Origin of the sequence: Microbacterium sp. MYb64 (assembly GCF_002979495.1) — a bacterium.
In the GTDB taxonomy this organism is placed as follows: Bacteria; Actinomycetota; Actinomycetes; order Actinomycetales; family Microbacteriaceae; genus Microbacterium; species Microbacterium azadirachtae_A.
The window spans coordinates 142,924-167,402 of the sequence record NZ_PCOW01000001.1; the positions used below are offsets into that span (position 1 = coordinate 142,924).

The window sequence follows — 24,479 nt, forward strand, 5'->3', positions numbered from 1 at the left end:
GGGGTGATTCTCGGCGTGGACACCTCACTCGGCTCGGCCGTCGGCTTGATCGGCCGGGACGGACGCACCCTCGCCGACGTGTCGCAGACGGGTCGCCTCGGACACGCGGAGGCGATCGGCTCCCTGCTGGAGCAGGTCCTGGCCGCCGCGCCGTCCGCCGAGTCCGATGACGAGCCGGATCCGGATCCGCTCACGCATGTCGCGGCCGGCATGGGACCAGGCCCGTTCACGGGACTGCGGATCGGGATCGCCGCCGCGCGCGCTTTCGCCCTCGGCCGCGGGGTCCCCGTCGTCGCCGTTCCCAGCCACCACGCCGCGGCACTCGAGGTCATCGAGACCGATGCTCCCGCCGAGCCGTTCGCGATCCTCACCGACGCCCGCCGCCGCGAGACCGCGGTGACGGTATACGAGGGGATCGATGTCGACGGCATCCCGCACGCGGTGGTCGACACCGTGCTCGTGCCGCAGGCCGACGTCGACCGCAAGCTCGGCGCGCTGCGCCGCATCGAGGTCACTGCGATCTCTGGCGCCGCTGTCGCGCGCATCGCCCGCCGCGCCGTCGCAGCCGGTCGCACCCTCACCGGATCCGAGCCGCTCTACCTGCGCCCTCCGGACGCGCGCGTCCCGGAGGCCGTGAAGCCCCGGTTCCTGAGCCCGTCGAAGGACGGCTCGTGATCCGCGCGGCGACCGCCGCCGACCTCGACGCGATCATGCTCATCGAACGGCGCTCGTTCCCGACCGACGCGTGGAGCGCGGAGCTGATGGCGGCCGAGCTCTCGAGTCCGCACGGCCGCTACCTCGTCGACGTGGAGCCGGCGACAGGTTCCTCGGTGCACGGTGCGGGCGAGGTCGTCGTCGGCTACGGGGGCGTGCGCGCGCTGCGCGGATCCGCCGACAGCGACATCCAGACCATCGCGCTCGATGCCGCGCATCGCGGATCCGGCCGGGGCAGGGCGCTGCTGCGCGCGCTGCTCGCCGAGGCCGCAGAGCGCGGCGCTCACGAGGTGTTCCTCGAGGTGCGCGCGGACAACCCGGTGGCCCAGGGGCTGTACCTCTCGGAGGGGTTCGCCGAGATCGGCCGCCGCGCCGGCTACTACCAGCCCGATGACGTGGACGCCGTGATCATGAAGCTCGACCTCCGCGCGTGGACGCCCCAGCGCCCTGCGCCGGCGGACGCGAACGTGCAAGACGGCAGGACGGATGCCGGTTCTGAGGACGATCCGGCCGGATCCGTCCTGCAGAATGACAGGAATCCTGCAGACGTGAAGGGATCCGATGACTGACCAGCCTCTCGTGCTCGGGATCGAGACGAGCTGCGACGAGACCGGGATCGGGATCGTCCGCGGGCGCACCCTGCTGTCCAACACGATCGCGTCGAGCATGGACGAGCACGCGCGCTACGGCGGCGTGGTGCCGGAGGTCGCCGCCCGTGCGCACCTGGAGGAGATGCAGCCGGCCATCGAGCGGGCGCTCGCCGAAGCGCAGGTGCGGCTCGAGGATCTCGACGCCGTCGCCGTGACGAGCGGGCCCGGCCTCGCGGGGGCGCTCATGGTCGGCATCGGCGCCGCGAAGGGGCTGGCGGTGTCGCTCGGCAAGCCGCTGTACGCCGTGAACCACCTCGTCGGGCACATCGCGGCCGACATCCTCACGCCCGATTCCGTGCCCCTGGAATACCCCACGATCGCGCTGCTCGTCTCCGGCGGGCACACCTCGCTGCTGCACGTGCGCGACCTCACGACCGATGTCGAGCTGCTCGGCGAGACGGTCGACGACGCCGCCGGCGAGGCCTTCGACAAGGTCGCCCGGATCCTCGGCCTGCCCTATCCCGGCGGGCCGGAGATCGACAGGGCCGCCGCGGGCGGCGATCCGGCGGCGATCCGCTTCCCGCGCGGGCTGTCCCGTGCATCTGATCTGGAGAAGCACCGCTACGACTTCTCGTTCTCCGGGCTGAAGACCGCCGTCGCGCGCTGGATCGAGCGCGAGCAGGCCGCGGGTTCCGAGATCCCCGTGGCGGATGTCGCGGCGAGCTTCCGCGAGGCCGTGGTCGATGTGCTCGTGACCAAGGCGCTCGCCGCCTGCGCCGACCGGGGAGTTCCCCGGCTGCTGCTCGGCGGCGGCGTGATCGCGAACCGCCGACTGCGCGAGGTCGCGCTCGCCCGTGCGGCCGAGGCGGGGGTCACGGTGCGGATCCCGCCGCTGTCGCTGTGCACCGACAACGGCGCGATGATCGCGGGGCTCGCGGCCGAGCTCATCGCTTCCGGTCGACAGCCCTCGACGCTCGCGTTCAGCGCCGACTCGACGCTGCCGGTCACCGAGATCCAGGTCGCCGAGGACCGGGCCTCCGCCGAGGACGCCCCCGTCCGCGCCGGCCTCGAGGTCGGATGATGTCGACCGAGGACGGGAAGGACCCGAAACGCTACACGCGGCTGCCGACGGCGCCCGTGCCTGTGGGCATGGAGAGCGGCCCGCAGCTGGACGGCGGGGTGGAGCCCGAGGATCTGGAACTCGACCGCGACGGCGCGGCGGTGGTGCATGAGGAGTGGCACCCCACGGACGGCACCGAGACCCCGGCGCGCTCCTCCGCCGAGCCCAGGCTCGCGCCATGGGCGCTGCTGTCGGCGATCGTCGCCCTGTTCGCCTCACTGTTCGTCGGCTGGGGGATTCCGGTCGCGATCGTCTCGGTGATCGCCGCGATCATGTCGCTGCGCCGGCCGGGGGAGAGTCGCGCGGTCGCCGTCTGGGCGCTCGCGCTCGGGATCGTGGCGACGCTCTACAGTGCAGGGTGGCTCGTCTGGGCCGGATACCGGTTCGGCTGGTTCGGGTAGCGGCATGACGGATCCGGGTCACGGTGAGGAGCGGCGCGAACTGGAGCGCCGTGCCTTCGGGAAGGACGGATCCGGACTGAGCGAGGCCGAGGCCGCGCGTCTGGCGGAGCTGCGCCGCGAGGACGCCGCCCGCCGCGATCCGATCCCCGAGACGGGCCTGATCCCTGAGCCCGCCCTGATCCCTGAGCCCGCCCTGATCACCGGAGCTCTCGACGGGACCCGGCCCATGACGCCCGCCGTCGCCGTCGCGGCCTCGACGCCCGGACTCGCCCCGTCCGCCGTCGCCGACTCGGCATCCGAGGGACCGGCGGCTCCCGAGAAGACACCGCGCACGCCGATCGGCCGCCTCCGTGCCGAGGTCTCGGCCTGGCTCGCGACCGGTCGCTGGAAGCGCCCGCGCTACCTCATCGGCGGCCTGATCGCTCTGCTCCTGGTCGGAGTCCTGATCGGCGTCGCGATCCCGCGACCGCCGGATGTCGGACTCGCGCTGCGGGCGGGCGAAGGCGAACGACGGGACAAGGTCGCGGAGCGCGCCGACTTCGACCCCGGATCCCTCGCCCTGCTGGCCCGCTCCGACCACGCGCTGCTCTGGTACGCGACGCAGTCCCGCGGCGATCTCCTCTGCGCGATCATCGACGTCAAGGGGTCCCCGCCGCAGCACAACTGCCTGCCGCGACGCGCGATTCGCGAGCAACCGCTCGACGTGACGAGCCAGAGCAAGCCCGGTGCGGACGGCAACGTGGCCGGCGACCAGGGCGCCGTCACGCTGAGCGGGACGGGGGCGCCCATGGGGTCTCTCCAGCACTGGTCCTTCGCGGCGAATCCCGACCCGGGGCTGAGCCCCGAGGAGACCGCGATCTGGAAGCGCGTCACGTCCGAGAACGGATTCAAGGCGACGATGATCGCCGGGCGCATGAGCGGGATCCCCATCTGGGTCGGCTATCGGGACCAGGGCGATCTCTGCCTCATCGTCGAGGACGGGCAGACCTACAAGGACTGCGGACAGCGGTCCGGAGTCGCTTCACCGTCCCGCTTCGGGACGGATGAGGCTCCGCCCACCCTCGTCCTGGATCTGCCGGCGACCGACCAGCACGTCGCCTACCGGATCGAGTACTGGACCGGATTCTCGTCGTACCTGGTGGTCACCGCGAACCCGGATCCGCAGCCGACGCCGCCGTTCGGCCTCAAGCCCGTGGCCTGAACGCTCTCAGACCCGGTCCGCCAGGATCGCGTGCCGCTTGTCGCCCACGCGCACGAGGATCAGGGTTGCCTCGGCCGACCCGCGCAGGGTCAGCTTCTTGCGGAATGCGGCCGGATCCACGTCCACGCCGCGCTTCTTGATCTCAAGGCGGCCGACCCCGGCCTTCTTCAGCGCCGCCGAGATCGCCTTCTGGTTCATCGGCAGCACCTCGCGCACACGGAACGAGGCTGCGAACGGACTGTCGGCGGGGGAATCCGACGTCAGGTAGGCGATGTGCGGATCCAGCATGCCGGCGTCGAGTCGCCGGGCCAGGTCGCCGATCAACCGGGCGCGGATCACGGCGCCGTCGGGCTCGTGCACGTAGGCGCCGAGCTCGCGCACCTCCGCGTCGTCGGTGTCGGCGGCGGCGGTGAGCTCGTGCGCCCTGTCGCCGCGGATCACGAGCGCCGCGCGCCGCACGCCCTCGCGCGCGAGGGCTCCCGACCACAGCACGAGTTCGACCACGTCGCCGTCGGCGCTCACCCACTGCGCCTCGACGTCGGCGGGGATCGCGTCGCGGTCGTGCGCGGGGCCGAGCTTGATGCCGGTGGGGATCCGCTCCGCGAGCGCGAATGCCCAGTCCAGCGAGGGGGAGTAGTCGTCGGCGGCGACGCGGCGGGTCTCGGAATGCCCCGCCGTGCGCCGGGCCGGATCCAGCCACACGGCCGCGGTCCCGGGGTGCGAGGCCGTCGACGGGGCGGGAGCGTGGTCCTCCGCGAACCCGTGCCGCACCTCCGCGTCGGATCCGAACGGGGCGAGGTTGTACGCGGCCAGTGCCGCTGTCACCTCGTCGGCGTCGACCGCCGTCACCCCGAGGCCCGCGCCGGCGAAGGCGAGCGCGTCGCCGCCGATCCCGCAGCCGAGGTCCGACACGTGCGCGATCCCTGCCGCGCGCATCCGGCCGGCATGCCGTGCGGCGACGCCGAGCCGCGTGGCCTGCTCGAGGCCGGCGCGGGTGAAGAGCATCCGGTCCGCGAACTCCCCGAACTTCGCGGTCGCCCTGGTGCGCAGCCGCGCCTGGCCGACCACGGCCGAGACGAACTCGGGCGAGTGCCCCTCGGCGCGCAGCCGCATGACCGCGCGGGCGGCGGCATCCGTGGACGCGATGGGCCCGAGGGCGTCGAGCATCCGCAGCGCCTCGGGCGTCAGCAGCGTTCGCAGTTCGCTCATTTCCACGCGGTCCAGGCTATCGACGTCGTGGCTCGCCCCGGCACCTGCCGCGAGTGCGGGGGATCCTGCCGAATGCACGGGATCCCCGCGAATGCACGGGATCCTGCCGAGTACACGGGATCTTCGCGCGAACAACCCGTGCGCTCGGTGACAACCCATACGCACGCAGGGCGGGACGGCGACAACCCGTGCGATCGGCGGCGCACGGGCTGGCACTCTGATTGCGGGAGTGCCAGCGATGTGCCTAGACTGTGGTTAGCACTCTCAGGCTGAGGGTGCTAATCAGTCTTGAACCGTCAGAAAGAGGTAGACCGTGTCGGTTTCCATCAAGCCGCTCGAGGACCGCATCGTCATCAAGCAGGTCGAGGCCGAGCAGACCACCGCGAGTGGCCTGGTCATCCCCGACACCGCCAAGGAGAAGCCCCAGGAGGGCGAGGTCGTGGCCGTGGGCCCCGGCCGCATCGATGACAACGGCAACCGCGTCCCGCTCGACGTCACCGTCGGCGACCGCGTGCTCTACAGCAAGTACGGCGGCACCGAGGTGAAGTTCGGCGCCGAGGAGTTCCTCGTGCTGTCGGCGCGCGACGTGCTCGCCGTCGTGGTGCGCTGAGCACCCTTCGAGTTCTCCAGGGAGTACCCCGCCGCGTGCGGGCCGGTTCCTGACGAAGGCCCGGATGCCTCGCATCCGGGCCTTCGTCGTCCCTCCACCTCCGAGTCGTCCCCCTGAGCGGACGCCAGGGCCTCCGCTCGCGGGGACGACTCGGAGATAGCCGGCGGCAGGCCGACATGGCCTTGCGCGGCAATAAGGTTGACCGGTGACCACCACACCGCGCAGCGCCCAGACCGTGGGCGTCGCCTCCGCGATCGGGGCGTACCTGCTGTGGGGCGTGCTGCCGCTGTACTTCCTGCTGCTCCGGCCCACCGAGGGGTGGGAGCTGGTCGCTTGGCGGGTCGGGCTCTCGTTCGTGTTCTGCCTCGTCCTGCTGGCGATCACCCGCGGGTGGAAGCCGCTGATGGCGATCGTGCGGCAGCCTCGGCTGCTCGCCCTCACCGCGCTCGCCGGAGTGCTGATCTACATCAACTGGCAGGTTTTCGTCCTCGCGACCCTGAACGGCGAGATCGTCGAGACCAGCCTCGGCTACTTCATCAACCCGATCGGCACGATGCTGCTCGGCGTGTTCGTGCTGAAGGAGAAGCTGCGCCGGCTGCAGTGGGTCGCGATCGGGATCGCGACCATCGCGGTGCTGGTGATCGTCTTCGCCCACGGCACCTTCCCGTGGATCGCGCTGTCGCTGACCGCATCCTTCGGCATCTACGGACTGGTGAAGAAGAAGATCGGCCCCTCGGTCGACGCCCTGAGCGGCCTCACCCTCGAGTCGTTCTGGCTGCTGCCGGTCGCCGTCGTGCAGCTGATCGCCGTCGGGCTCACCACCGGCATCACGATGGGAGCCAACGGTCCGCTGCACGCGGGTCTGCTCGCCTTCGCCGGCGTGGCCACGGCCGTGCCGCTGCTGCTGTTCGCCGCGGGCACCCGCCGGATCGGGCTGACCGTGATCGGCATGATCCAGTTCATCACCCCGATCATGCAGTTCCTCGTGGGCGTGCTCGTGATGCACGAGCCGATGCCGGTCGAGCGCTGGATCGGGTTCGGGATCGTCTGGATCGCGATCGCCGTGTTCCTGATCGACCTCGCGCTCGCCACCCGCCGGATGCGCGCGAACCGCGGTGCGATCGCGGAGCCGAACCCCGGCACCGACACGATCCCCGTCCCCTGATCCCCGACCCGCGCTGCGTCCGCCGACGGCCCCCGTCCGAGACGCACGTCACTTCTCCGTGATCGGCTGCTCCTTCTAGAAGGGAGTGCGTCGACCTGCCTTCAGCAGTCGTCCACGGAAGAGGGCCTGTCCGCGTCGCTGCGCGTGATGCGACGGGAAACGGCTCTGATCCCGAACCGGAGGGGCGCGGACGCGACGTCCGCACCGGTTCGGGCTGGATGCGGGGGAAGCCATGGGGACGCGCGGAGAGCTGGTTCAGCGACTGCCGCCCGCCGACGAGACCCTTCGGCGCCGGGACGCCGGTGAGGGCGGGGAGCGCCCGGGTCCCGCCGCCCCCTCGACGCGCATGATCCTCGGCGCCAACACGATCGCGGTGCACGGCCTCCGCGCCGGCGGCGATCGCACGTCGGGGGTCGCCTCCGGCCGGATCAAGCTGCTCATGGTGCGCGGAGGATCCGTGCGGATCCCGTCCGGGGGAGGATTCGTCGACCTCCATGACGGTCAGGGCCTCCTGGTGATCGGCACCGCTTCGGTCCGGATGATGCCGTCGAGCGATGGTGAGATCATCGCGGTCGGCATGCCCGTCGATGCGCTTCCCGGGCTGTCGCTGACGAGGAACTCCGCGATCGCCATCGAGGATGCGGCGCTGATGCGTCCGATCGGTGCGTTCGCGCATACTGTCCACGGGGGAGATCCGCTCGATGCGCTCTCGCGCGAGCGTTTCGCGGGGATCCTCCGCGACCTGGTCCTGGTCGCCGTCCGGCGAGCGATCACCGGCATCGCGTCCCCTGCCCCCTCGCTCCGTCAGCGCGCCACCGCGATCCTGCAGCGGCGCTTCGCGGATACCGGTCTCACTCCTGCGCGCGTGGCCGCGGAGCTGCACGTGTCGCTGCGCCAGCTCGAGCGCGAGTTCCAGCCGTCGGGCAGGACCATCCGCCAGGAGATCCGCAGGATCCGGGTCCTGGCCGCGGTCGCCCTGCTGCAAGGCGACCGGAGCGCGGAGCTCACGATCGATGCGATCGCGGTGCGGGTCGGTCTCAGCAACGGTTCGAGCCTCGCCAGGGCGACCGCGGCGGAGGGCCTGCCCTCACCGTCGCGCGTGCGCGCCCGCGGCTCGGGCGGCGGTGTTCCGAGCCGCGCTCACACCTGACACGACCGGCTCGGCACACGGAGCGACCAGGTCCGAAGACCCGGGACGAGACGGGCGGATCGCCGGATTGGATACCGGAGGGCCACCGCTCCAGCACCCGAGGGGCGGTAACAGCGCCGCCGTACGCGGACGCCGACAGAACTGGAGCAGAAACATGACCGAGAACCTTCCTGCACGCGACGTGTCGCGCCGTGCGATCGTCAAAGGCGCCGCGTGGTCGGTGCCGGTGATCGCCGTCGCGGCGGCGACGCCGCTCGCGGCCGCCAGCGAGACGGCGCCGGAGGCGAACTACGCGGAGGTGACCGCCACCGCGAACCCGAAGGTCGGCACCAACCCGAACTTCAAGATCCAGGGGCAGTACACCGATGGCGCGAACTACGTGGACGGCGCCCTCAAGGCGGGCACTCTCGTCACCTTCACGTTCGCGAACGGTGCGACAGCGGCCTCCTACTCGGGGCTGTCCGGGCTGTCGTTCGTGAGCGGCGATCCTGCGACCGGCGGTCCGGTGATCTTCCAGGTCACGTCCACCACGACCAGCCAGGTCAAGGTCACGTTCAACAATGTGGCGCCCGTGGGCGGCGCCATCATCGCCGAGGTGCTCGGCGGCACGGGCACGGCCACCATCACCGCGTGAGGTCGCCGAGGGCTGCGGTCCTCCCACCCGGCCGCCGTTCTCAGGGACGGCGGCCGCGTCGGTTTCCCGGGGGTCCGCTCCGCGAGCTCCATTCCTGGGAATACCGCACCTCTGGCGGCGCTTAGAATCGATACACGCGCGCGAGAAGAGGAGCCCCGCAACCCATGGAGCAGCACGACCCGTTCGGTTTTGTCGGATTGACCTACGATGACGTTCTGCTTCTGCCGGGGCATACGGATGTGATCCCGAGCGAGGCGGACACCTCGTCGCGCGTGACGCGCCGCATCTCCGTCGCGACGCCCCTGCTCTCCAGCGCCATGGACACCGTGACCGAGGCGCGCATGGCCATCGCCATGGCGCGCGAGGGCGGCCTGGGCATCCTGCACCGCAACCTGTCGATCGCCGATCAGGCCGCGCAGGTGGACCGTGTCAAGCGCAGCGAGTCCGGCATGATCACGGATCCGATCACGACGACCCCTGACGCGACGATCGCCGAGGTCGACGCGATGTGCGCGAAGTACCGCATCTCCGGCCTGCCGGTGGTGGATCCCGACGGGCGCCTGCTCGGCATCGTGACGAACCGCGACATGCGGTTCGTCTCCGGGTCCGCGAAGCAGACCACGCTCGCCCGCGACGTGATGACGAGCGAGAACCTCGTGACCGCGCCCGTCGGCGTGGCCGCAGAGCAGGTCATCGCGCTCTTCGCGAAGCACCGCGTGGAGAAGCTCCCGCTCATCGACGACGGCGGCAAGCTCGCAGGCCTCATCACCATCAAGGACTTCGACAAGAGCGAGAAGTACCCGCTCGCCACGAAGGACGACCAGGGCCGCCTTCGGGTGGGCGCCGCGATCGGCTTCTTCGGCGATGCCTGGGAGCGCGCCGAGGCTCTGCGCGACAAGGGCGTGGACGTGCTCGTCGTCGACACCGCCAACGGTCAGTCCCAGGGCGTGATCGACCTCGTCAAGCGGCTCAAGGCGGATCCGTCCTTCGCGCACATCGACATCATCGGCGGCAACGTCGCGACCCGCGAGGGCGCTCAGGCGCTCGTGGACGCCGGCGTGGACGCCGTCAAGGTCGGGGTCGGCCCCGGTTCCATCTGCACCACGCGCATCGTCGCGGGTGTCGGCGTTCCTCAGGTCACGGCCGTGTACGAGGCGTCGCTCGCCGCTCGCCCCGCCGGCATCCCGGTCATCGCGGACGGCGGCCTGCAGTACTCGGGCGACATCGCCAAGGCGCTCGTCGCCGGTGCCGACGCCGTGATGCTCGGCTCCCTGCTCGCCGGCACCGAGGAGTCCCCGGGCGAGATCGTCTTCCAGGGCGGCAAGCAGTTCAAGCTGTACCGCGGGATGGGCTCGCTCGGCGCGATGCAGACCCGCGGCAAGCAGACGTCCTACTCGAAGGACCGCTACTTCCAGGCGGACGTGCCCAGCGACGACAAGCTCATTCCCGAGGGCATCGAGGGCCAGGTGCCCTACCGCGGCCCGCTGGCCGCTGTCGCGTACCAGCTCGTCGGCGGTCTTCGCCAGTCGATGTTCTACGTCGGTGCGCGCACGATCGAGGAGCTCAAGACCCGGGGCAAGTTCGTCCGCATCACCGCGGCCGGGCTCAAGGAGTCGCACCCGCACGACGTGCAGATCGTGGTCGAGGCGCCGAACTACAAGCGTTGAGTCCAGATCGGGTCGATGCCGCGCAGCGGCGTTGACGCGGCTGGACTCAAGGTGGAGCGCCCTTCGTCTCGCTCCGCTCGCTCAGGAACCGGACGCGCGAAGCGCGACCGCGCCGAAACCTCCGATGACGAAGGCCCCGGATCCTCACGGATCCGGGGCCTTCGTCGTCCCTCAGGCAGAGACGGGCTCCGCCTCGGCAGACTCCGTCTCGGCCACGACCTCTCCGTCCGTGTGGCCGCCCTTCCCGGCAGGCAGCCAGAACGCGATGACGGCGGCGACGAGCAGCACCGCGGCTCCCGTGAACACGGCAGGGCGGGCGGCGTCGACGTAGTGATCGGGCAGCAGCTGTCCGCCGGCGCCGACGAAGATCGCCGTCATCACGGCGGTGCCGAGGGCGACGCCCAGCTCGCGGAGCGTGGAGTTCACGCCGGAGGCCTTGGCGTGGTCGACGAGGCCGAGCGTGGCGAGCAATGCCGTCGCGGAGGGGGCGAACACGAGCCCCATGCCGATGCCGGCGAGGATGAAGGGTGCGACGAGGTCGGCGTAGGGCACGTCCGTGGCGAGGAGCGCGGCCAGCCAGCCCAGCGCGACGCCCTGCAGCAGCAGGCCCGTGACGAGCAGCACCCGTGTGCCGACGCGAGGGGCGATCAGGCCCGCGAGCGGCGCCACGAACATCGGTGCGAGCGTCCAGGGCGTGGTCTGCACGGCGGCCTCGAGCGGGGTGGCCCCCTGCACCACCTGCAGGAACTGGATGAGGATGAAGACGGATCCGAACGTTCCGAAGCTGAACGCGAAGCCGACGACGTTCGTGATCGAGAACGACCGGTCCCGGAAGAGCCGCAACGGCATCAGCGGCGCGGCCGAGCGCAGCTGCCAGATGAGGAAGGCGATCATGAGCGCGCCGCCCAGGGCGAGCTCGGCGATCACGCCGACCGTGTCCCAGCCGTCGTCGTTGCCGCGCACGATCGCGTGCACCAGCGCGAGCACGCCGCCGGCCGCGAGCACCGCGCCCGGCACGTCGATGCGCACCCGCGCGCCGAAGTCGTTGCTGAGCACGATCAGGGCGAGGGGGATCGCGATCACGGCGATGGGCACGTTGATCCAGAAGATCGCCTGCCAGTTCCAGCCCTCCATGATCGCGCCGCCGATGAGCGGTCCGACGGCGACGCCGAGTCCGGAGACGCCGCCCCAGATGCCGATCGCGAGCGGGCGTCGTGGGGCCGGCACTGCTCCGGTGAGCAGGGCGAGGGAGAGCGGCATGACGGCGGCCGCGCCCAGTCCCTGCACGGCGCGGGCGGCGATGAGCTGGCCCGGATCTGAGCTGAGTGCGGCGAACAGCGAACCCGCCCCGAACAGGGCGATGCCGAGTGCAAAAACGGTGCGGCGGCCGAACCGGTCGCCGAGTGCGGAGGCGATGAGGATCGCCCCGGCGAACGCCAGCGTGTAGGCGTTCACGAACCACTGCAGCTGCTCGATCGTGGCGCCCATCTCGCGGTGCAGCACCGGGAGGGCGTTGGTCATGACGAGGTTGTCGAGGGTCGCCATGAACATCGGCAGAGAGGCTGCGGCGATGATGAGCGCGACCGGGCGCGAACGCCGTGGCATCAGGGCGGACCGGCTCCGGCGAGCGGCCGGTGCGGGCGAGGGAACGGTCATGGGAAGCTCCAGTTGTAATTGGATGATTACTAGCGCTGGAGTCAATGTAGTAATCGAATGATTACAAAGTCAAGTCATTCGCTGATAACCTTTCGCCATGACCTCAGCAGCCTCCACGGATCCCGACGTCGGCGAGGAGCCCGGCCGCCGCCTCTCCTCCCAGGAGCGCCGCGCGCAGATCATCCTCGCCGCGCTCACGGTCTTCGGTTCGCGCGGCTACGAGGGCGCCACGACCGATCAGGTGGCCAAGGCCGCCGGCGTCAGCCAGCCGTATGTGGTGCGTCTGTTCGGATCCAAGGAGAACCTCTTCCTGGCGACGATCGAGTTCTCCCTCGACCGCCTGCTCTCGGTCTTCCGGGAGGCCCTCGCGGCGTCGGACGAAGAAGGGGAGCGTCCGGTCGGCAAGCGCATCGGAGAGGCCTATGTCGATCTCATCGAGGTGCGCGGGCTCCACCAGACCCTCGCGCACGCCTACCTGCTCGGCAGCAACCCGGCCATCGGCGCCGCCGCGCGTCAGGGATTCGTCCGGGTCTGGCGCTTCTTCCGCGACGAGGTCGGCCTCGACGCCGACGAGGCCCGCACCTTCCTCGCCGAGGGCATGCTGATCAGCACCATGATCGGCCTGCGGATCGTCGACGACTACGGATCCGATCCGCAGATCACCGAGTTGTTCCGCGCGTGCTTCCCGAACAAGCTGCCGCATGTGCTCGAGGTGCTGCCGCGCAACGAGCACCGTCTCTAGCCGGCGGAGCAGCGACCCCGCGGGGCTGCGACGGATGCACGATGCTGCGACACATGCCGGACGGATCCGGTGATTCAGCCCTGCAGGCGTCGAGCGATCCTGCAGGTGTCGCGCATACCGCGCGACGCCGTCGATCCTGATAGCCTGGTCGGCTCGCTATCGCGCACACGCGCGCGGGCGGAAGGACCACCACCGTGGGATACATCGATGTCGCCGGCGTCTCGCTCACCCTGCCCGACGGCCGCCCCCTGCTCGACGAGGCCTCGTTCCGCGTCGGCGCCGGATCCACAAGCGCCCTGATCGGCCCGAACGGTGCCGGAAAGTCCACGATCCTGCGGATCATCCGCGGCGAACAGGCGACCGACGCCGGTGTCGTGACGATCGACGGATCCCTCGGCGTGATGGACCAGTTCGTCGGCCACGGCAGCGAAGGGCAGACCGTGCACGAGCTGCTCATCGCCGTCTCGCCCGCACGCATCCGGGCGACTGCGGAGGCGCTCGAGGCTGCGGAGAACGCCCTCATCGAGGACGACACCGAGCCCACGCAGATGCGGTACGCGACGGCGATCGCCGAATACGCGGATGCCGGCGGATACGAGCACGAGACGGTCTGGGACCAGTGCACGGTCGCCGCCCTCGGCATCCCGTTCGAGCGGGCGCGGTTCCGCGATCTCGCGACGCTCTCCGGCGGTGAGCAGAAGCGGCTCGCGCTCGAGGCGCTGCTGCTCGGCCCCGATGACGTGCTGCTGCTCGACGAGCCGGACAACTATCTCGATGTGCCGGGCAAGCGCTGGCTCGAGGAGCGACTGCGCGAGACGCCGAAGACCGTGCTGCTCGTGTCGCACGACCGCGAGCTGCTCGCCAGGGCGGCCGACCGCATCGTCACGCTCGAGCCGGGCGGTGCGGGGGCGACCGCGTGGGTGCACGGCGGCGGGTTCGCCACTTATCATCAGGCACGGATCGACCGGATGGACCGGCTCGACGAGCTGCGCCGGCGCTGGGACGAGCAGCACGAGAAGCTGAAGACCCTGGTCGCGAACCTCAAGGTCAAGGCGTCCGCGAACGACGGCTTCGCCTCGCGCTACCAGGCGGCGCAGACGAGGCTGCGGAAGTTCGAAGAGGCGGGTCCGCCTGAGGAGCGCCCGCCCGCGCAGGACTTCGACATGCGGCTGCGGGGTGCCCGCACGGGCAAGCGCGCGATCGTCTGCACCGATCTCGAGCTGACCGGACTCATGCGGCCGTTCGACGCCGAGCTCTGGTTCGGCGACCGTGTGGCCGTGCTGGGCTCGAACGGATCCGGCAAGTCGCACTTCCTGCGGCTGCTGGCCCGCGGCGGCAGCGACCCCGATCCGACTCTCGGACATCTCACGGGTGAGGGCGAGCGGCTCGACGAGGTCGCCCACGCCGGCACGGCGGTGCTGGGCGCGCGCGTCGTGCCGGGGCTGTTCGCGCAGACGCACGCGCACCCGGAGTTCGCCGGACGCACGCTGCTCGAGATCCTGCACCGCGGCGACGACCGCAGGGCGGGGATGCCCCGGGAGGCCGCCAGCTCGGCGCTCGACCGCTATGGGCTGGTGCGCCAGGCGCAGCAGGAGTTCTCGCAGCTCTCCGGCGGGCAGCAGGCCCGGTTCCAGGTGCTGCTGCTCGAGCTGTCCGGCGCGACCCTGCTCCTCCTCGACGAGCCGACCGACAACCTCGACCTCGAGTCGGCCGAGGCGCTCGAGGACGCGATCGCGAGGTTCGAGGGCACGGTCGTGGCGGTCACTCACGATCGCTGGTTCGCGCGTTCGTTCGACCGTTTCCTCGTGTTCGGCGAGGACGGCGGCGTCTACGAGTCGGACGCCCCGGTGTGGGACGAGCGCCGCGTCGCCCGCGCCCGCTGAGACCCGTGCCGCGCGCCCGCTCTCGAACGCGGCGACGGATGCACGACGATGCGACGGATGCACGACGGATCCGCGCATCCGGTCGTGCATCCGTCGCGCGATCCTGCATCCGTCGCACCGGCGCTGGCGCAGGCGCGGGCCCGCACCGGCGGGAGCTCCGGCCCGCTGAGCCACAGGGGCAACCCGGGTAGGCTGGGTTCGTGACCCAGGAGATCGAGCTCGGCCGAGGCAAGCGCGCGCGCCGCGCATACACGTTCGACGACATCGCGGTGGTGCCGTCGCGGCGCACCCGCAACCCGGAGGACGTGTCCACCGCGTGGACGATCGACGCGTTCCCGTTCGAGATCCCCGTGCTCGGCGCCCCGATGGACTCGGTGATCAGCCCCCGCACGGCGATCATGCTGGGTCAGCTCGGCGGCTTGGGTGTGCTCGACCTCGAGGGCCTGTGGACCCGGTACGAGGATCCGGAACCGCTGCTCGCAGAGATCGCGGGCCTCGACGAGGCCAGCGCGACCTCGCGCATGCAGGAGCTCTACGCCGAGCCGATCAAGCCCGAGCTGATCAAGGCGCGGTTGGCGGAGATCCGCGACGCCGGTGTCACGGTCGCCGGATCCCTCACGCCGCAGCGCACCCAGGAGCTGTACCAGACCGTGGTCGAGGCGGGCGTCGACCTCTTCGTCATCCGCGGCACGACCGTCTCGGCCGAGCACGTGTCGAGCGTCGCCGAGCCCCTGAACCTGAAGAAGTTCATCTACGACCTCGACGTCCCCGTGATCGTCGGCGGCGCCGCCACCTACACCGCGGCCCTGCACCTCATGCGCACGGGCGCTGCGGGCGTGCTCGTCGGCTTCGGCGGGGGAGCGGCCTCCACCACGCGCGCCACGCTGGGCATCCACGCTCCGATGGCCACCGCGGTCTCCGACGTCGCCGCGGCGCGCCGCGACTACCTCGACGAGTCGGGCGGACGCTACGTGCACGTGATCGCCGACGGGGGTGTGGGCACCTCGGGCGACATCGTCAAGGCGCTCGCGATGGGCGCCGACGCGGTCATGCTCGGCGTCGCCCTCGCCCGTGCCACGGACGCGCCGGGTCAGGGCTTCCACTGGGGTCCCGAAGCGCACCACCCGAAGCTGCCGCGCGGCCGTCGTGTGGCGGTCGACGGCGTCGCGACGCTCGAGGAGATCCTGTACGGCCCGGCCCCCGTGGCCGACGGCACCGCCAACCTCATCGGCGCCCTCCGCAAGTCGATGGCGACCACGGGCTACTCCGATCTCAAGGAGTTCCAGCGCGTCGAGGTCGTGCTGTCTCCCTACGAGTCCTGAACGCCCGCCGTTCTTGAACCCTCCCGTGTCATCTCCGCAGCGCCCCGTCGCCTCAGCAGCCGAGTTCCCGCCGACCCTGCGCGAGGTGATGCTGCGCGGCCGCTGGATCGGCATGCTGCTGCTGTGCCTGGTGGTCGCCGGGGTGTTCGCCTGGCTCGGCCAGTGGCAGCTCGGCCGCGCGATCGACACGAACCCGCCCGCGCCCGGAGCCACCGAGAAGGTGCTGCCGATCGACCAGGTGGTGAAGCCGGGAGCCTACCTCGACGGGCCCCTTGTCGGGCAGCGCGCCGAGACCAGCGGATCCTGGGTCCCTGGCGACTTCCTCGTCGTCTCGTCGCGCTTCAACGACGGGGCTGAGGGGTACTGGGTGACCGGTCAGCTGCGGATCGCCGGCACGGCGAAGCCCACCTCTCTCGCCGTGGCGATCGGATGGGCCCCCGACGAGAAGGCCGCTGAGGCCGCGGTGCAGCGACTGGAGAAGACGGCGGACGGATCCGTCCTCACGGTCACTGGGCGTCTCATCTCGGACGAGGGCCCCGTCGCGCCGCCGCAGGACCAGCCCGCGCGCATGGACCGGATGTCTCCCGCGGCGCTGCTCGGCTTCTGGCACGACACCGCCGAACTGGACGTCTACCGGCCGTACCTGGCCTCGGGCACCCCGCTCGGCGGTCTCGACACGATCTCCTCGCCGGCGCCCGAGGAGCATTCCTCGGTCAACTGGCTGAACATCTTCTACGCCGTGGAGTGGGCGATCTTCGCCGGCTTCGCGTTCTACCTCTGGTACCGCCTGGCCAAGGACGCCTGGGAGCGCGAGGTCGAGGAGTTCGAAGAGCGCAACAGCGCCGCGGACTGAGGCGGACCGAGTCCTTTCTGCGCTCTTCTGCGCACTCCAGAGGTGCACTTCTGAGCGCGGAAATCGGCACGGGTGCGCGTTCGCGCGGACGCCCTGCCGCGACCCCAGTCCCCCGTTGGTGACGAGCCGGTGAACAGCTTTCAGCCAGTGCATATCTTCCTTGAAGAGGGTCCATAGCCTCGCCTATCGTCGGTGGGGTGTGCGGCCGCCCGAATGCGCTGCGCACCGACGATCCCGACCGGGAGCCGTCGCATCCGTTCCGTGGAGGCAGCGCTGATGAAGTCCGTCCCCGATGGAGAGAACCGCATGGTTCCCTCGTCGTTCCGCAGAAGAGGGGCGCGACTCGGCGCCCTCGCCGCGACCACCGTCGCGGCGCTGAGCTTCGGCTGCCTCGCGGCCGTTCCGGCGTTCGCCGACACGACCGGTACCGGTGTCGTGATCAACGAGGCCTACCTCTCCGGCGGCAGCGCCGGCGCGGCCTACAAGAACAAGTTCGTCGAGCTCTACAACCCGACGCACGACGCGGTCGCGCTCGACGGGCTGTCCCTGCAGTACCGGTCTGCGGGCGGCACCGGCAGCTCGACCGGCGCCTTCGCGCTCTCCGGCACGATCGCCGCGGGCGGCTACTACCTCATCCAGGGCGGCACCAACGGAACGAACGGCGAGGCCCTGCCGACGCCCGACCTGACCAGCGGCCTGAACCCGAGCGGCAGCGCCGGCACGATCGCGCTGGTCAAGGGCGCCTCGGCCATCACACTCCCGACCGGATCCGTCACCGGCAACGGCGATGTGATCGACCTGCTCGGCTACGGCACGTCCAACACCTTCGAGGGCGCAGCCGCCACGGCCCCCGCAGGCAACACCGACGTCAAGTCCCTCAACCGGACGAACGGGGCCGATACCGACTCGAACAGCGCCGACTTCACGCTGTCCGCCACGCTCACCCCGAAGAACACGTCCGCGGCGGCCGAGTTCCCGACCGACCCCGGTACCGGTCCGGAGCCGACCCCGACCCCGACGCCGACCGACACCCAGGCTCCCGGCGAGACCAAGACCATCGCCGAGGTGCAGGGCACCACCGACACGTCGCCGCTCGTCGACCAGACCGTCACCGTGCAGGGCATCGTGACCGGCGACTACCGCACCGGTGGATACAAGGGCATCACGATCCAGACCGAGGGCACCGGCGGGGACGTCAAGACCGACGGCGCCTCGGACGGCATCTTCGTCTATCTGAACGCACTCGCCCCGTCCGTGGCGCGCGGCGACCTCGTCACCGTGACCGGCAAGGTCTCGGAGTACTTCGGTCAGACCCAGATCAACCCGGCCGCGGTCGGGGACGTCTCGGTCGTGACGGCCGGCGCAGGCGTGCCGCAGCCGGTCGCACTGCCCGACAGCGTGCGCGGCGCCGACCGCGAGGCGTACGAGAACATGCTCGTCGCGCCCACCGGCACCTACAAGCTCGCCTCCAGCCACCAGCTCTACAACTACGGCGCGCTGTGGCTCAACGCGGGCGACAAGCTCAACGTCAAGGCCACAGAGCTCGCGCGCCCCGGCGCCGACGCCGACGCGATCACAGCCGCGAACCGCGCGAACCGGATCCTGCTCGACGACGGCTGGTCCTCGCAGATCGGCAAGGGCGGCCACACCGGCGGCCAGCCGTACTTCACGAAGGACACGGTCGTCCGCAACGGTGACACCGTGAACTTCCCCGCCGAGGGCGAGGTCCTGCAGTACGGCTTCGACGACTGGCGCCTGCAGCCGGTGGTGCCGATCTCCGGCACCAGCGATGCGTCGCACAAGCCGACCTTCGGCAGCGAGAACCCGCGCCCGGCCGCACCTCCGGCCGTCGGGGGAGACGTGAAGGTGGCGTCGTTCAACGTCTACAACTTCTTCACGACGCTCTCGAGCCAGGACGCGAACGCCCGCGGCGCCAAGACCGACGCGCAGTTCCAGATCCAGCGCTCCAAGATCGTTTCGGCGATCAACGGCCTGGGCGCCGACGTCGTCGGTCTCATGGAGGTCGAGAACGGACCGAAGTTCGGCCTCGCGCTCGACGCTCCGCTGCAGAACCTCGTGCAGGGGCTCAACGACGCGGCCGGATCCGAGGTGTGGGACTACGTCCGCACGCCCGCGGCGCTGAACGACCCGTCGATCACCGACGCGATCACGACCGCGATCATCTACAAGAAGGCGTCCGTCACGCTCAAGGGCGACGCGTCGACCATCGTCGACGAGACCGTCTTCGGCAACGCCCGCGAGCCGATCGCGCAGTCGTTCCAGACCGCCCAGGGGCGCGTGCTGTCCGTCGTCACGACGCACCTCAAGTCGAAGTCCCCGCCGCAGAACGCGGGCCCGGAGCCGGCCGACGGCCAGGGCTTCTTCAACGCCGACCGCGTCGCGCAGGCCAAGGCCGAGCTCGCGTTCGCGCAGCAGGTGCAGAAGGACTCCGGCAGCGATGACGTCTTCCTCGTCGGAGACTTCAACGCCTACGGCAAGGAGGACCCGATCGACGTCTTCACCCAGGCCGGGTGGACCGACGTCGAGCCGACGCACGCCGCAGGACAGTACACCTACTCGTTCGACGGCGAGCTCGGATCCCTCGACCACGTGATCGCTTCGCCGTCCGCGGCGAAGGCCATCACCGGCGCCGGGGTCTGGAACATCAACTCCCCGGAGTGGAGCGACCGCGGTTACGCGTTCGCCGCCACCGAGTCCGGTACGCCGTACCGCTCCAGCGACCATGACCCGATCCTGGTCGGCGTCAAGGGCGCGGCGGATCCGATCGACATCAACGTCGCGACGATCAACGACTTCCACGGTCGCATCGAGGCCGACGGCGCCGCCGCCGGAGCCGCGGTGCTGGCCGGCGCGGTCGAGCAGATCCGGGCGCAGAACCCGAACACGATCTTCGCGGCCGCGGGCGACCTCATCGGCGCCTCCACGTTCACGTCCTTCATCCAGCAGGACAACCCGACGATCGACGCGCTCAACGCGGCCGGTCTCGATGTGAGCGCGGCGGGCAACCACGAGTTCGACCAGGGCTACGCCGACCTCCGCGATCGTGTGGAGAAGCGCGCGGACTGGACCTACCTCAGCTCGAACGTGTTCCTCACCGCCACCGGCGAGCCCGCGCTCACCCCGGCCTGGGTCAAGGACATCAAGGGCGTCAAGGTGGGCTTCATCGGAGCCGTCACCGAGGATCTGCCGACCCTCGTCTCGCCGGACGGGATGAAGGGCCTCGAGGTCCGCAGCATCCCCGAGTCGGTGAACAAGGTCGCGAAGCAGCTGCGCGACGGCGACGCTTCCAACGGCGAGGCCGACGTGATCATCCTGCTCGTGCACGAGGGCGCGACCACGACCGACGTGGCCAGCATCACCCCCGAGTCGCGTCTGGGCGAGATCGTGAACGGCGTCGACAAGAGTGTGAACGCGATCGTCTCGGCGCACACTCACCTCGCGTACAACCACGTGATCGACGGACGTCCGGTGGTCTCCGCCGGCCAGTACGGCGAGAACCTGGGCCTGATGGACATCAAGGTCGACCCGACCACGAAGAAGCTGCTCTCGATCACCAACGAGATCAAGCCGCTCACGGTGGGCGGCAAGCCCGCCTTCCCGGCCGATCCCGAGGTTCAGGCGATCGTGGACGCGGCGAAGGCGAAGGCCGCCGAGCTGGGCTCCGTCAAGCTCGGCGACATCACCGCCGACTTCAACCGGGCTCGACAGAGCGACGGCAAGACGGAGAACCGCGGTGGCGAGTCCACCCTGGGCAACTTCGTCGCCGACGTGCAGAAGTGGTCCACGGGTGCGGACTTCGCGGTCATGAACCCGGGTGGTCTGCGCGCCAACCTCACCTACGCGTCGAGCGGCGCGGGGGATGCGGACGGCAGCGTGAGCTACAAGGAGGCCGCGACCGTGCAGCCCTTCGCCAATACGCTCATGACGGTGAAGCTCACCGGAGCGCAGGTGAAGCAGGTGCTCGAGCAGCAGTGGCAGCCCACGGGTTCGGCACGTCCGTTCCTCAAGCTCGGCGTCTCCAAGGAGCTGACCTACACGTACGACCCGGCCGCCGCGGCGGGGTCGCACATCACGGGCATCTTCGTGAACGGCGCACCGATCGATGCGGCCGCGACCTACACGGTGGGGGCGAACGCCTTCCTCGCAGCGGGCGGCGACGCGTTCACCGCGTTCCAGCAGGGCACCGACAAGAAGGACACCGGCAAGGTGGACCTGCAGTCGATGGTCGACTGGTTCGCGGCGAACAAGACGGCGTCCCCGGACCTCGCCCAGCGCGCGGTCGGCACGGTGCTCTCGGCTCCCGCCGATGCGGCCGGCTACAAGGCAGGGGAGAGCGTCACGCTGAACCTCAGCTCGCTCGCGTTCACCGCGGGGGAGAAGGCCCCCGGTGACGTGACGGTCTCGCTCGGCGGCAAGGATCTGGTCACGGCTCCGGTGAACCCGGCCATGACGGTGGACGCCTTCGACGAGGCCGGCACGGCCACGCTCACGTTCACGATCCCCGAGGGCGTGACCGGCGCGCAGGCTCTGCACGTCTCGGTCGCCGGCACCGGAACCTCGGTGCAGCTGCCGATCACGGTCGCCGGATCCGACACCGGATCCTTCAACGGCACCGTCTCGGTCGGGGCGGCTAAGGTCCTCGCGGGCGAGAAGCTGACGCTGACCGGCCAGGCCTTCGAGCCCGGCGAGACGCTGACGCTGCAGCTGCGCGAGCAGGGCAAGAAGGGCACGGTCATCGACCTCGGCACCGTCAAGGTCGGCGATGACGGCAGGTTCTCCGTGTCGCCGGTGGTGCCGCGCTCGACCAAGGGCGGCGACTACCTCGTCGCCGCGACCCAGGCCGACGGCGACGAGGCGACCGCTGCCGTCACCGTCGTCCGAGGCAAGGGCCAGCTCAAGCTCGGCTCCTCCACGGTCGCCGCGGGCGGCAGTGTCACGATCGCGGGAGCAGGTCTCGATGAGAACCAGGCCATCGCGCTCGAGCTGCACTCCACTCCGGTCTCGCTGGGTTCCGTGACGACCGACGGGGACGGCGCGTTCTCGGCGACCATCACGATCCCCGCTGGCACCACCCCCGGTGAGCACCACGTGGTCGCGATCCTGGCGGACGGCTCCCAGATCACCGCGGCGATCACGGTCGCCGCGGCGGGATCCGCCGGCGGAGGCGGTCTTGCACTGACCGGTGCGGACTCGGGCTCGTTCCTGCTCCTCGCCGCGGTGCTGCTCGCACTCGGCCTGGGCCTGATCGTCGCCCGCCGTCGCCTGCGCGCGGAGTGATCCTCCCGCGCTGACCTGCGAAGGCCGTCGGATCCTCGGATCCGGCGGCCCTCGTCGTTCTCCCTGCCCCCGGCCGTCGTTCCAGGGGCCCGGGAATCGTGCACAGGTCCGGCGTTTAGACTGGAACCATGCCCGAACCGAAAGCCGCGAGCTTCCCGGCCATCCGCGGGGCGCTGAAGTTCTACCAGATCGCTTCTGTGATCACCGGCGTCATGCTCCTGCTCCTGGTCACGGAGATGGTCCTCAAGTACACCCCGATCCACCTCGAGCTCTTCGCGGGCGGATCCGGCGGCTTCCTCTGGTTCGCCCCGGTCGTCGAGGGCCTGCACGGCGGCCTCGAATCCACGGGCAACGGCCTGAACCTCTCGATGGGGATCCTGGTCGCGCACGGCTGGTTCTACGTCGTCTACCTCTTCGCCTGCTTCCGGGTGTGGAGCCTGATGCGCTGGCCGTTCCTCCGCTTCATCATGCTCGCCCTCGGCGGCGTCGTGCCGTTCCTCTCCTTCATCATGGAGACCCGCGTCGCTCGTGAGGTGAAGGCGTATCTCGCCGCCCGCGACCCTTCGACAGGCTCAGGGACCGAGCCTGAGCAGACCTCGACCACTCCCGCCACGGAAGGTGCCCGTTGACCGACAACACTCCCGACACCGAGCAGCGCCCCGCCCTCGTCGTCGACTTCGGTGCGCAGTACGCGCAGCTGATCGCCCGCCGCGTCCGCGAGGCCGGCGTCTACAGCGAGATCGTGCCGCACACCGCGACCGCCGCCGACATCGCGGCGAAGAACCCGGTCGCCCTGATCCTCTCCGGCGGTCCGTCCTCGGTCTACGAGGAGGGCGCGCCGCAGCTGGACCCGGCCGTGTTCGAGCTCGGGGTCCCGACCCTGGGCATCTGCTACGGCTTCCAGTACATGGCTCGCACGCTCGGCGGCGAGGTCGCGAACACGGGCCTGCGCGAGTACGGCGCCACCGACGCGATGATCCCGGTCAACGACTCCACCCTGCTGGGCGGCCAGCCCGCCGAGCAGAACGTGTGGATGAGCCACGGCGACCAGGTCGCCCGCGCCCCCGAGGGCTTCGAGGTGCTCGCCTCGACCGGCTCGACGAAGGTCGCCGCGTTCGCGGACGAGGAGCGCAAGCTCTACGGCGTGCAGTGGCACCCCGAGGTCAAGCACTCCGACCACGGTCAGGAGATCATCGAGAACTTCCTGCACAAGGGTGCGGGACTCCCTGCCGACTGGAACAGCGGCAACGTCATCGCCGAGCAGGTCGAGCGCATCCGCGCCCAGGTCGGCGACGCCCGCGTGATCTCCGCGATGTCCGGCGGCGTCGACTCCGCCGTCTCCACGGCGCTCGTGCACAAGGCGATCGGCGACCAGCTCACCGCGGTCTTCGTCGACCACGGCCTGCTCCGCAAGGGCGAGCGCGAGCAGGTCGAGCGCGACTACGTCGCCTCGACCGGCGTGCGCCTGATCACGGTCGACGCGGAGGACACGTTCCTCGGGCACCTCGCCGGTGTCACGGATCCGGAGACCAAGCGCAAGATCATCGGCCGCGAGTTCATCCGCGCCTTCGAGCAGGTGCAGCGCGACCTCGTCGAGGAGGCCAGGGCCTCCGGGGAGAAGGTCAAGTTCCTCGTGCAGGGCACGCTGTACCCGGACGTCGTCGAGTCCGGCGGCGGCGCGGGCACCGCGAACATCAAGTCGCACCACAACGTGGGCGGCCTGCCCGATGACCTCGACTTCGACCTCATCGAGCCGCTGCGCACCCTGTTCAAGGACGAGGTGCGCGCGATCGGCCGCGAGCTCGGGATCCCCGACGCGATCGTCGGACGACAGCCGTTCCCCGGGCCGGGCCTCGGGATCCGCATCATCGGCGAGGTCACGCGAGAGCGCCTCGAGATCCTGCGCGAGGCCGACGCGATCGCCCGTGAAGAGCTGACGCTCGCCGGTCTCGACCAGACCATCTGGCAGTGCCCTGTCGTGCTGCTCGCCGACGTGCGCTCCGTGGGCGTGCAGGGCGACGGCCGCACTTATGGCCACCCTGTCGTGCTGCGCCCCGTCTCCTCCGAGGACGCGATGACCGCCGACTGGACCCGCCTGCCGTACGACGTGCTCGCGAAGATCTCGAACCGCATCACGAACGAGGTGCGCGAGGTCAACCGCGTCGTGCTCGACGTGACCTCGAAGCCGCCGGCAACCATCGAGTGGGAGTGACCCCGAAGCCCCCTCTCCGCTGACGGCGAGACTCCAACTGGGCGACGAGAAT

At 70.5% G+C, this 24,479-nt stretch carries 19 protein-coding genes; 17 read left to right on the forward strand and 2 right to left on the reverse strand.

What is annotated here, in order from left to right; translation table 11 throughout:
* Nucleotides 1-3: 3 nt before the first annotated feature.
* The 5 genes from tsaB to CQ044_RS00730 are packed head-to-tail and all read left to right on the forward strand — an operon-like array spanning nucleotide 4 to nucleotide 4,026.
* On the forward strand, nucleotides 4-675 hold the full coding sequence (gene tsaB / locus CQ044_RS00710) for a tRNA (adenosine(37)-N6)-threonylcarbamoyltransferase complex dimerization subunit type 1 TsaB (protein ID WP_105686159.1): 672 nt from the start codon (nucleotides 4-6) through the stop codon (nucleotides 673-675).
* The gene (rimI, locus tag CQ044_RS00715; protein ID WP_258133077.1) at nucleotides 672-1,283 is read left to right on the forward strand and encodes a ribosomal protein S18-alanine N-acetyltransferase; all 612 of its coding nucleotides are present in this window, start codon (nucleotides 672-674) and stop codon (nucleotides 1,281-1,283) included. Before tsaB ends, rimI begins: the two co-directional genes overlap by 4 nt.
* Nucleotides 1,276-2,385, forward strand: a complete 1,110-nt coding sequence (gene tsaD / locus CQ044_RS00720) for a tRNA (adenosine(37)-N6)-threonylcarbamoyltransferase complex transferase subunit TsaD (RefSeq protein WP_105686160.1) — start codon at nucleotides 1,276-1,278, stop codon at nucleotides 2,383-2,385. The genes rimI and tsaD overlap by 8 nt, the downstream gene beginning before the upstream one ends.
* Nucleotides 2,385-2,825, forward strand: coding sequence for a hypothetical protein (locus CQ044_RS00725; protein WP_105686162.1), 441 nt, complete (start codon nucleotides 2,385-2,387; stop codon nucleotides 2,823-2,825). Before tsaD ends, CQ044_RS00725 begins: the two co-directional genes overlap by 1 nt.
* A gap of 4 nt (nucleotides 2,826-2,829) precedes the next feature.
* On the forward strand, nucleotides 2,830-4,026 hold the full coding sequence (locus CQ044_RS00730) for a hypothetical protein (protein ID WP_105686163.1): 1,197 nt from the start codon (nucleotides 2,830-2,832) through the stop codon (nucleotides 4,024-4,026).
* A gap of 6 nt (nucleotides 4,027-4,032) precedes the next feature.
* Here CQ044_RS00730 and CQ044_RS00735 read toward each other — a convergent pair whose 3' ends face one another.
* Nucleotides 4,033-5,241, reverse strand: coding sequence for a class I SAM-dependent methyltransferase (locus CQ044_RS00735; RefSeq protein ID WP_105686511.1), 1,209 nt, complete (start codon nucleotides 5,239-5,241; stop codon nucleotides 4,033-4,035).
* A 307-nt stretch (nucleotides 5,242-5,548) separates the two neighbouring features.
* Between CQ044_RS00735 and groES the strand changes: the two genes are divergently transcribed.
* The 5 genes from groES to guaB all read left to right on the forward strand — a co-directional run bounded on the left by groES (nucleotide 5,549) and on the right by guaB (nucleotide 10,461).
* Nucleotides 5,549-5,845: a co-chaperone GroES gene (gene groES, locus CQ044_RS00740; protein ID WP_045273364.1), complete on the forward strand. Its 297-nt coding sequence runs from the start codon at nucleotides 5,549-5,551 to the stop codon at nucleotides 5,843-5,845.
* Between the two features lie 205 nt (nucleotides 5,846-6,050).
* The gene (gene rarD, locus CQ044_RS00745) at nucleotides 6,051-7,010 is read left to right on the forward strand and encodes an EamA family transporter RarD (protein WP_105686165.1); all 960 of its coding nucleotides are present in this window, start codon (nucleotides 6,051-6,053) and stop codon (nucleotides 7,008-7,010) included.
* 232 nt (nucleotides 7,011-7,242) lie between these two features.
* Nucleotides 7,243-8,160, forward strand: a complete 918-nt coding sequence (locus tag CQ044_RS00750; RefSeq protein ID WP_105686167.1) for an AraC family transcriptional regulator — start codon at nucleotides 7,243-7,245, stop codon at nucleotides 8,158-8,160.
* A 154-nt stretch (nucleotides 8,161-8,314) separates the two neighbouring features.
* Nucleotides 8,315-8,794, forward strand: coding sequence for a hypothetical protein (locus CQ044_RS00755; protein ID WP_105686168.1), 480 nt, complete (start codon nucleotides 8,315-8,317; stop codon nucleotides 8,792-8,794).
* 164 nt (nucleotides 8,795-8,958) lie between these two features.
* A complete protein-coding gene (gene guaB, locus CQ044_RS00760) occupies nucleotides 8,959-10,461 on the forward strand; it encodes an IMP dehydrogenase (RefSeq protein WP_105686170.1) in 1,503 nt (500 codons plus the stop codon).
* A gap of 171 nt (nucleotides 10,462-10,632) precedes the next feature.
* On the opposite strand, the gene CQ044_RS00765 is transcribed toward guaB, so the two are convergent.
* Nucleotides 10,633-12,117: a DHA2 family efflux MFS transporter permease subunit gene (locus CQ044_RS00765; RefSeq protein WP_258133079.1), complete on the reverse strand. Its 1,485-nt coding sequence runs from the start codon at nucleotides 12,115-12,117 to the stop codon at nucleotides 10,633-10,635.
* A gap of 97 nt (nucleotides 12,118-12,214) precedes the next feature.
* On the opposite strand from CQ044_RS00765, the gene CQ044_RS00770 reads away from it, so the two are divergent.
* From CQ044_RS00770 to guaA, 7 genes are all read left to right on the forward strand, one after another.
* Nucleotides 12,215-12,859: a TetR/AcrR family transcriptional regulator gene (locus CQ044_RS00770; protein WP_105686173.1), complete on the forward strand. Its 645-nt coding sequence runs from the start codon at nucleotides 12,215-12,217 to the stop codon at nucleotides 12,857-12,859.
* A gap of 194 nt (nucleotides 12,860-13,053) precedes the next feature.
* Nucleotides 13,054-14,742 (forward strand): ABC-F family ATP-binding cassette domain-containing protein, encoded by a 1,689-nt coding sequence (locus CQ044_RS00775; protein ID WP_105686175.1) that lies wholly within the window; start codon nucleotides 13,054-13,056, stop codon nucleotides 14,740-14,742.
* A 200-nt stretch (nucleotides 14,743-14,942) separates the two neighbouring features.
* On the forward strand, nucleotides 14,943-16,064 hold the full coding sequence (locus CQ044_RS00780) for a GuaB3 family IMP dehydrogenase-related protein (protein ID WP_105686176.1): 1,122 nt from the start codon (nucleotides 14,943-14,945) through the stop codon (nucleotides 16,062-16,064).
* A gap of 88 nt (nucleotides 16,065-16,152) precedes the next feature.
* Nucleotides 16,153-16,917, forward strand: a complete 765-nt coding sequence (locus tag CQ044_RS00785; protein ID WP_105686513.1) for an SURF1 family protein — start codon at nucleotides 16,153-16,155, stop codon at nucleotides 16,915-16,917.
* A 276-nt stretch (nucleotides 16,918-17,193) separates the two neighbouring features.
* Entirely contained in the window at nucleotides 17,194-22,215 is a 5,022-nt protein-coding gene (locus CQ044_RS00790; protein ID WP_105686178.1) for an ExeM/NucH family extracellular endonuclease, read from the forward strand.
* Between the two features lie 128 nt (nucleotides 22,216-22,343).
* Nucleotides 22,344-22,844 (forward strand): DUF3817 domain-containing protein, encoded by a 501-nt coding sequence (locus tag CQ044_RS00795; protein WP_105686179.1) that lies wholly within the window; start codon nucleotides 22,344-22,346, stop codon nucleotides 22,842-22,844.
* Nucleotides 22,841-24,427, forward strand: a complete 1,587-nt coding sequence (gene guaA, locus CQ044_RS00800) for a glutamine-hydrolyzing GMP synthase (RefSeq protein ID WP_045273374.1) — start codon at nucleotides 22,841-22,843, stop codon at nucleotides 24,425-24,427. Before CQ044_RS00795 ends, guaA begins: the two co-directional genes overlap by 4 nt.
* The last annotated feature ends 52 nt before the right edge of the window (nucleotides 24,428-24,479 follow it).

Excerpts from the sequence above, each read along its gene's own strand:
- tsaD (WP_105686160.1), top strand. The coding sequence starts at position 1,276 with ATGACTGACCAGCCTCTCGTGCTCGGGATCGAGACGAGCTGCGACGAG.
- CQ044_RS00725 (WP_105686162.1), top strand. The coding sequence starts at position 2,385 with ATGTCGACCGAGGACGGGAAGGACCCGAAACGCTACACGCGGCTGCCG.
- CQ044_RS00730 (WP_105686163.1), top strand. The coding sequence starts at position 2,830 with ATGACGGATCCGGGTCACGGTGAGGAGCGGCGCGAACTGGAGCGCCGT.
- CQ044_RS00750 (WP_105686167.1), top strand. The coding sequence starts at position 7,243 with ATGGGGACGCGCGGAGAGCTGGTTCAGCGACTGCCGCCCGCCGACGAG.
- CQ044_RS00755 (WP_105686168.1), top strand. The coding sequence starts at position 8,315 with ATGACCGAGAACCTTCCTGCACGCGACGTGTCGCGCCGTGCGATCGTC.
- guaB (WP_105686170.1), top strand. The coding sequence starts at position 8,959 with ATGGAGCAGCACGACCCGTTCGGTTTTGTCGGATTGACCTACGATGAC.
- CQ044_RS00765 (WP_258133079.1), bottom strand. The coding sequence starts at position 12,117 with ATGACCGTTCCCTCGCCCGCACCGGCCGCTCGCCGGAGCCGGTCCGCC.
- CQ044_RS00770 (WP_105686173.1), top strand. The coding sequence starts at position 12,215 with ATGACCTCAGCAGCCTCCACGGATCCCGACGTCGGCGAGGAGCCCGGC.
- CQ044_RS00785 (WP_105686513.1), top strand. The coding sequence starts at position 16,153 with ATGCTGCGCGGCCGCTGGATCGGCATGCTGCTGCTGTGCCTGGTGGTC.
- CQ044_RS00790 (WP_105686178.1), top strand. The coding sequence starts at position 17,194 with ATGAAGTCCGTCCCCGATGGAGAGAACCGCATGGTTCCCTCGTCGTTC.
- CQ044_RS00795 (WP_105686179.1), top strand. The coding sequence starts at position 22,344 with ATGCCCGAACCGAAAGCCGCGAGCTTCCCGGCCATCCGCGGGGCGCTG.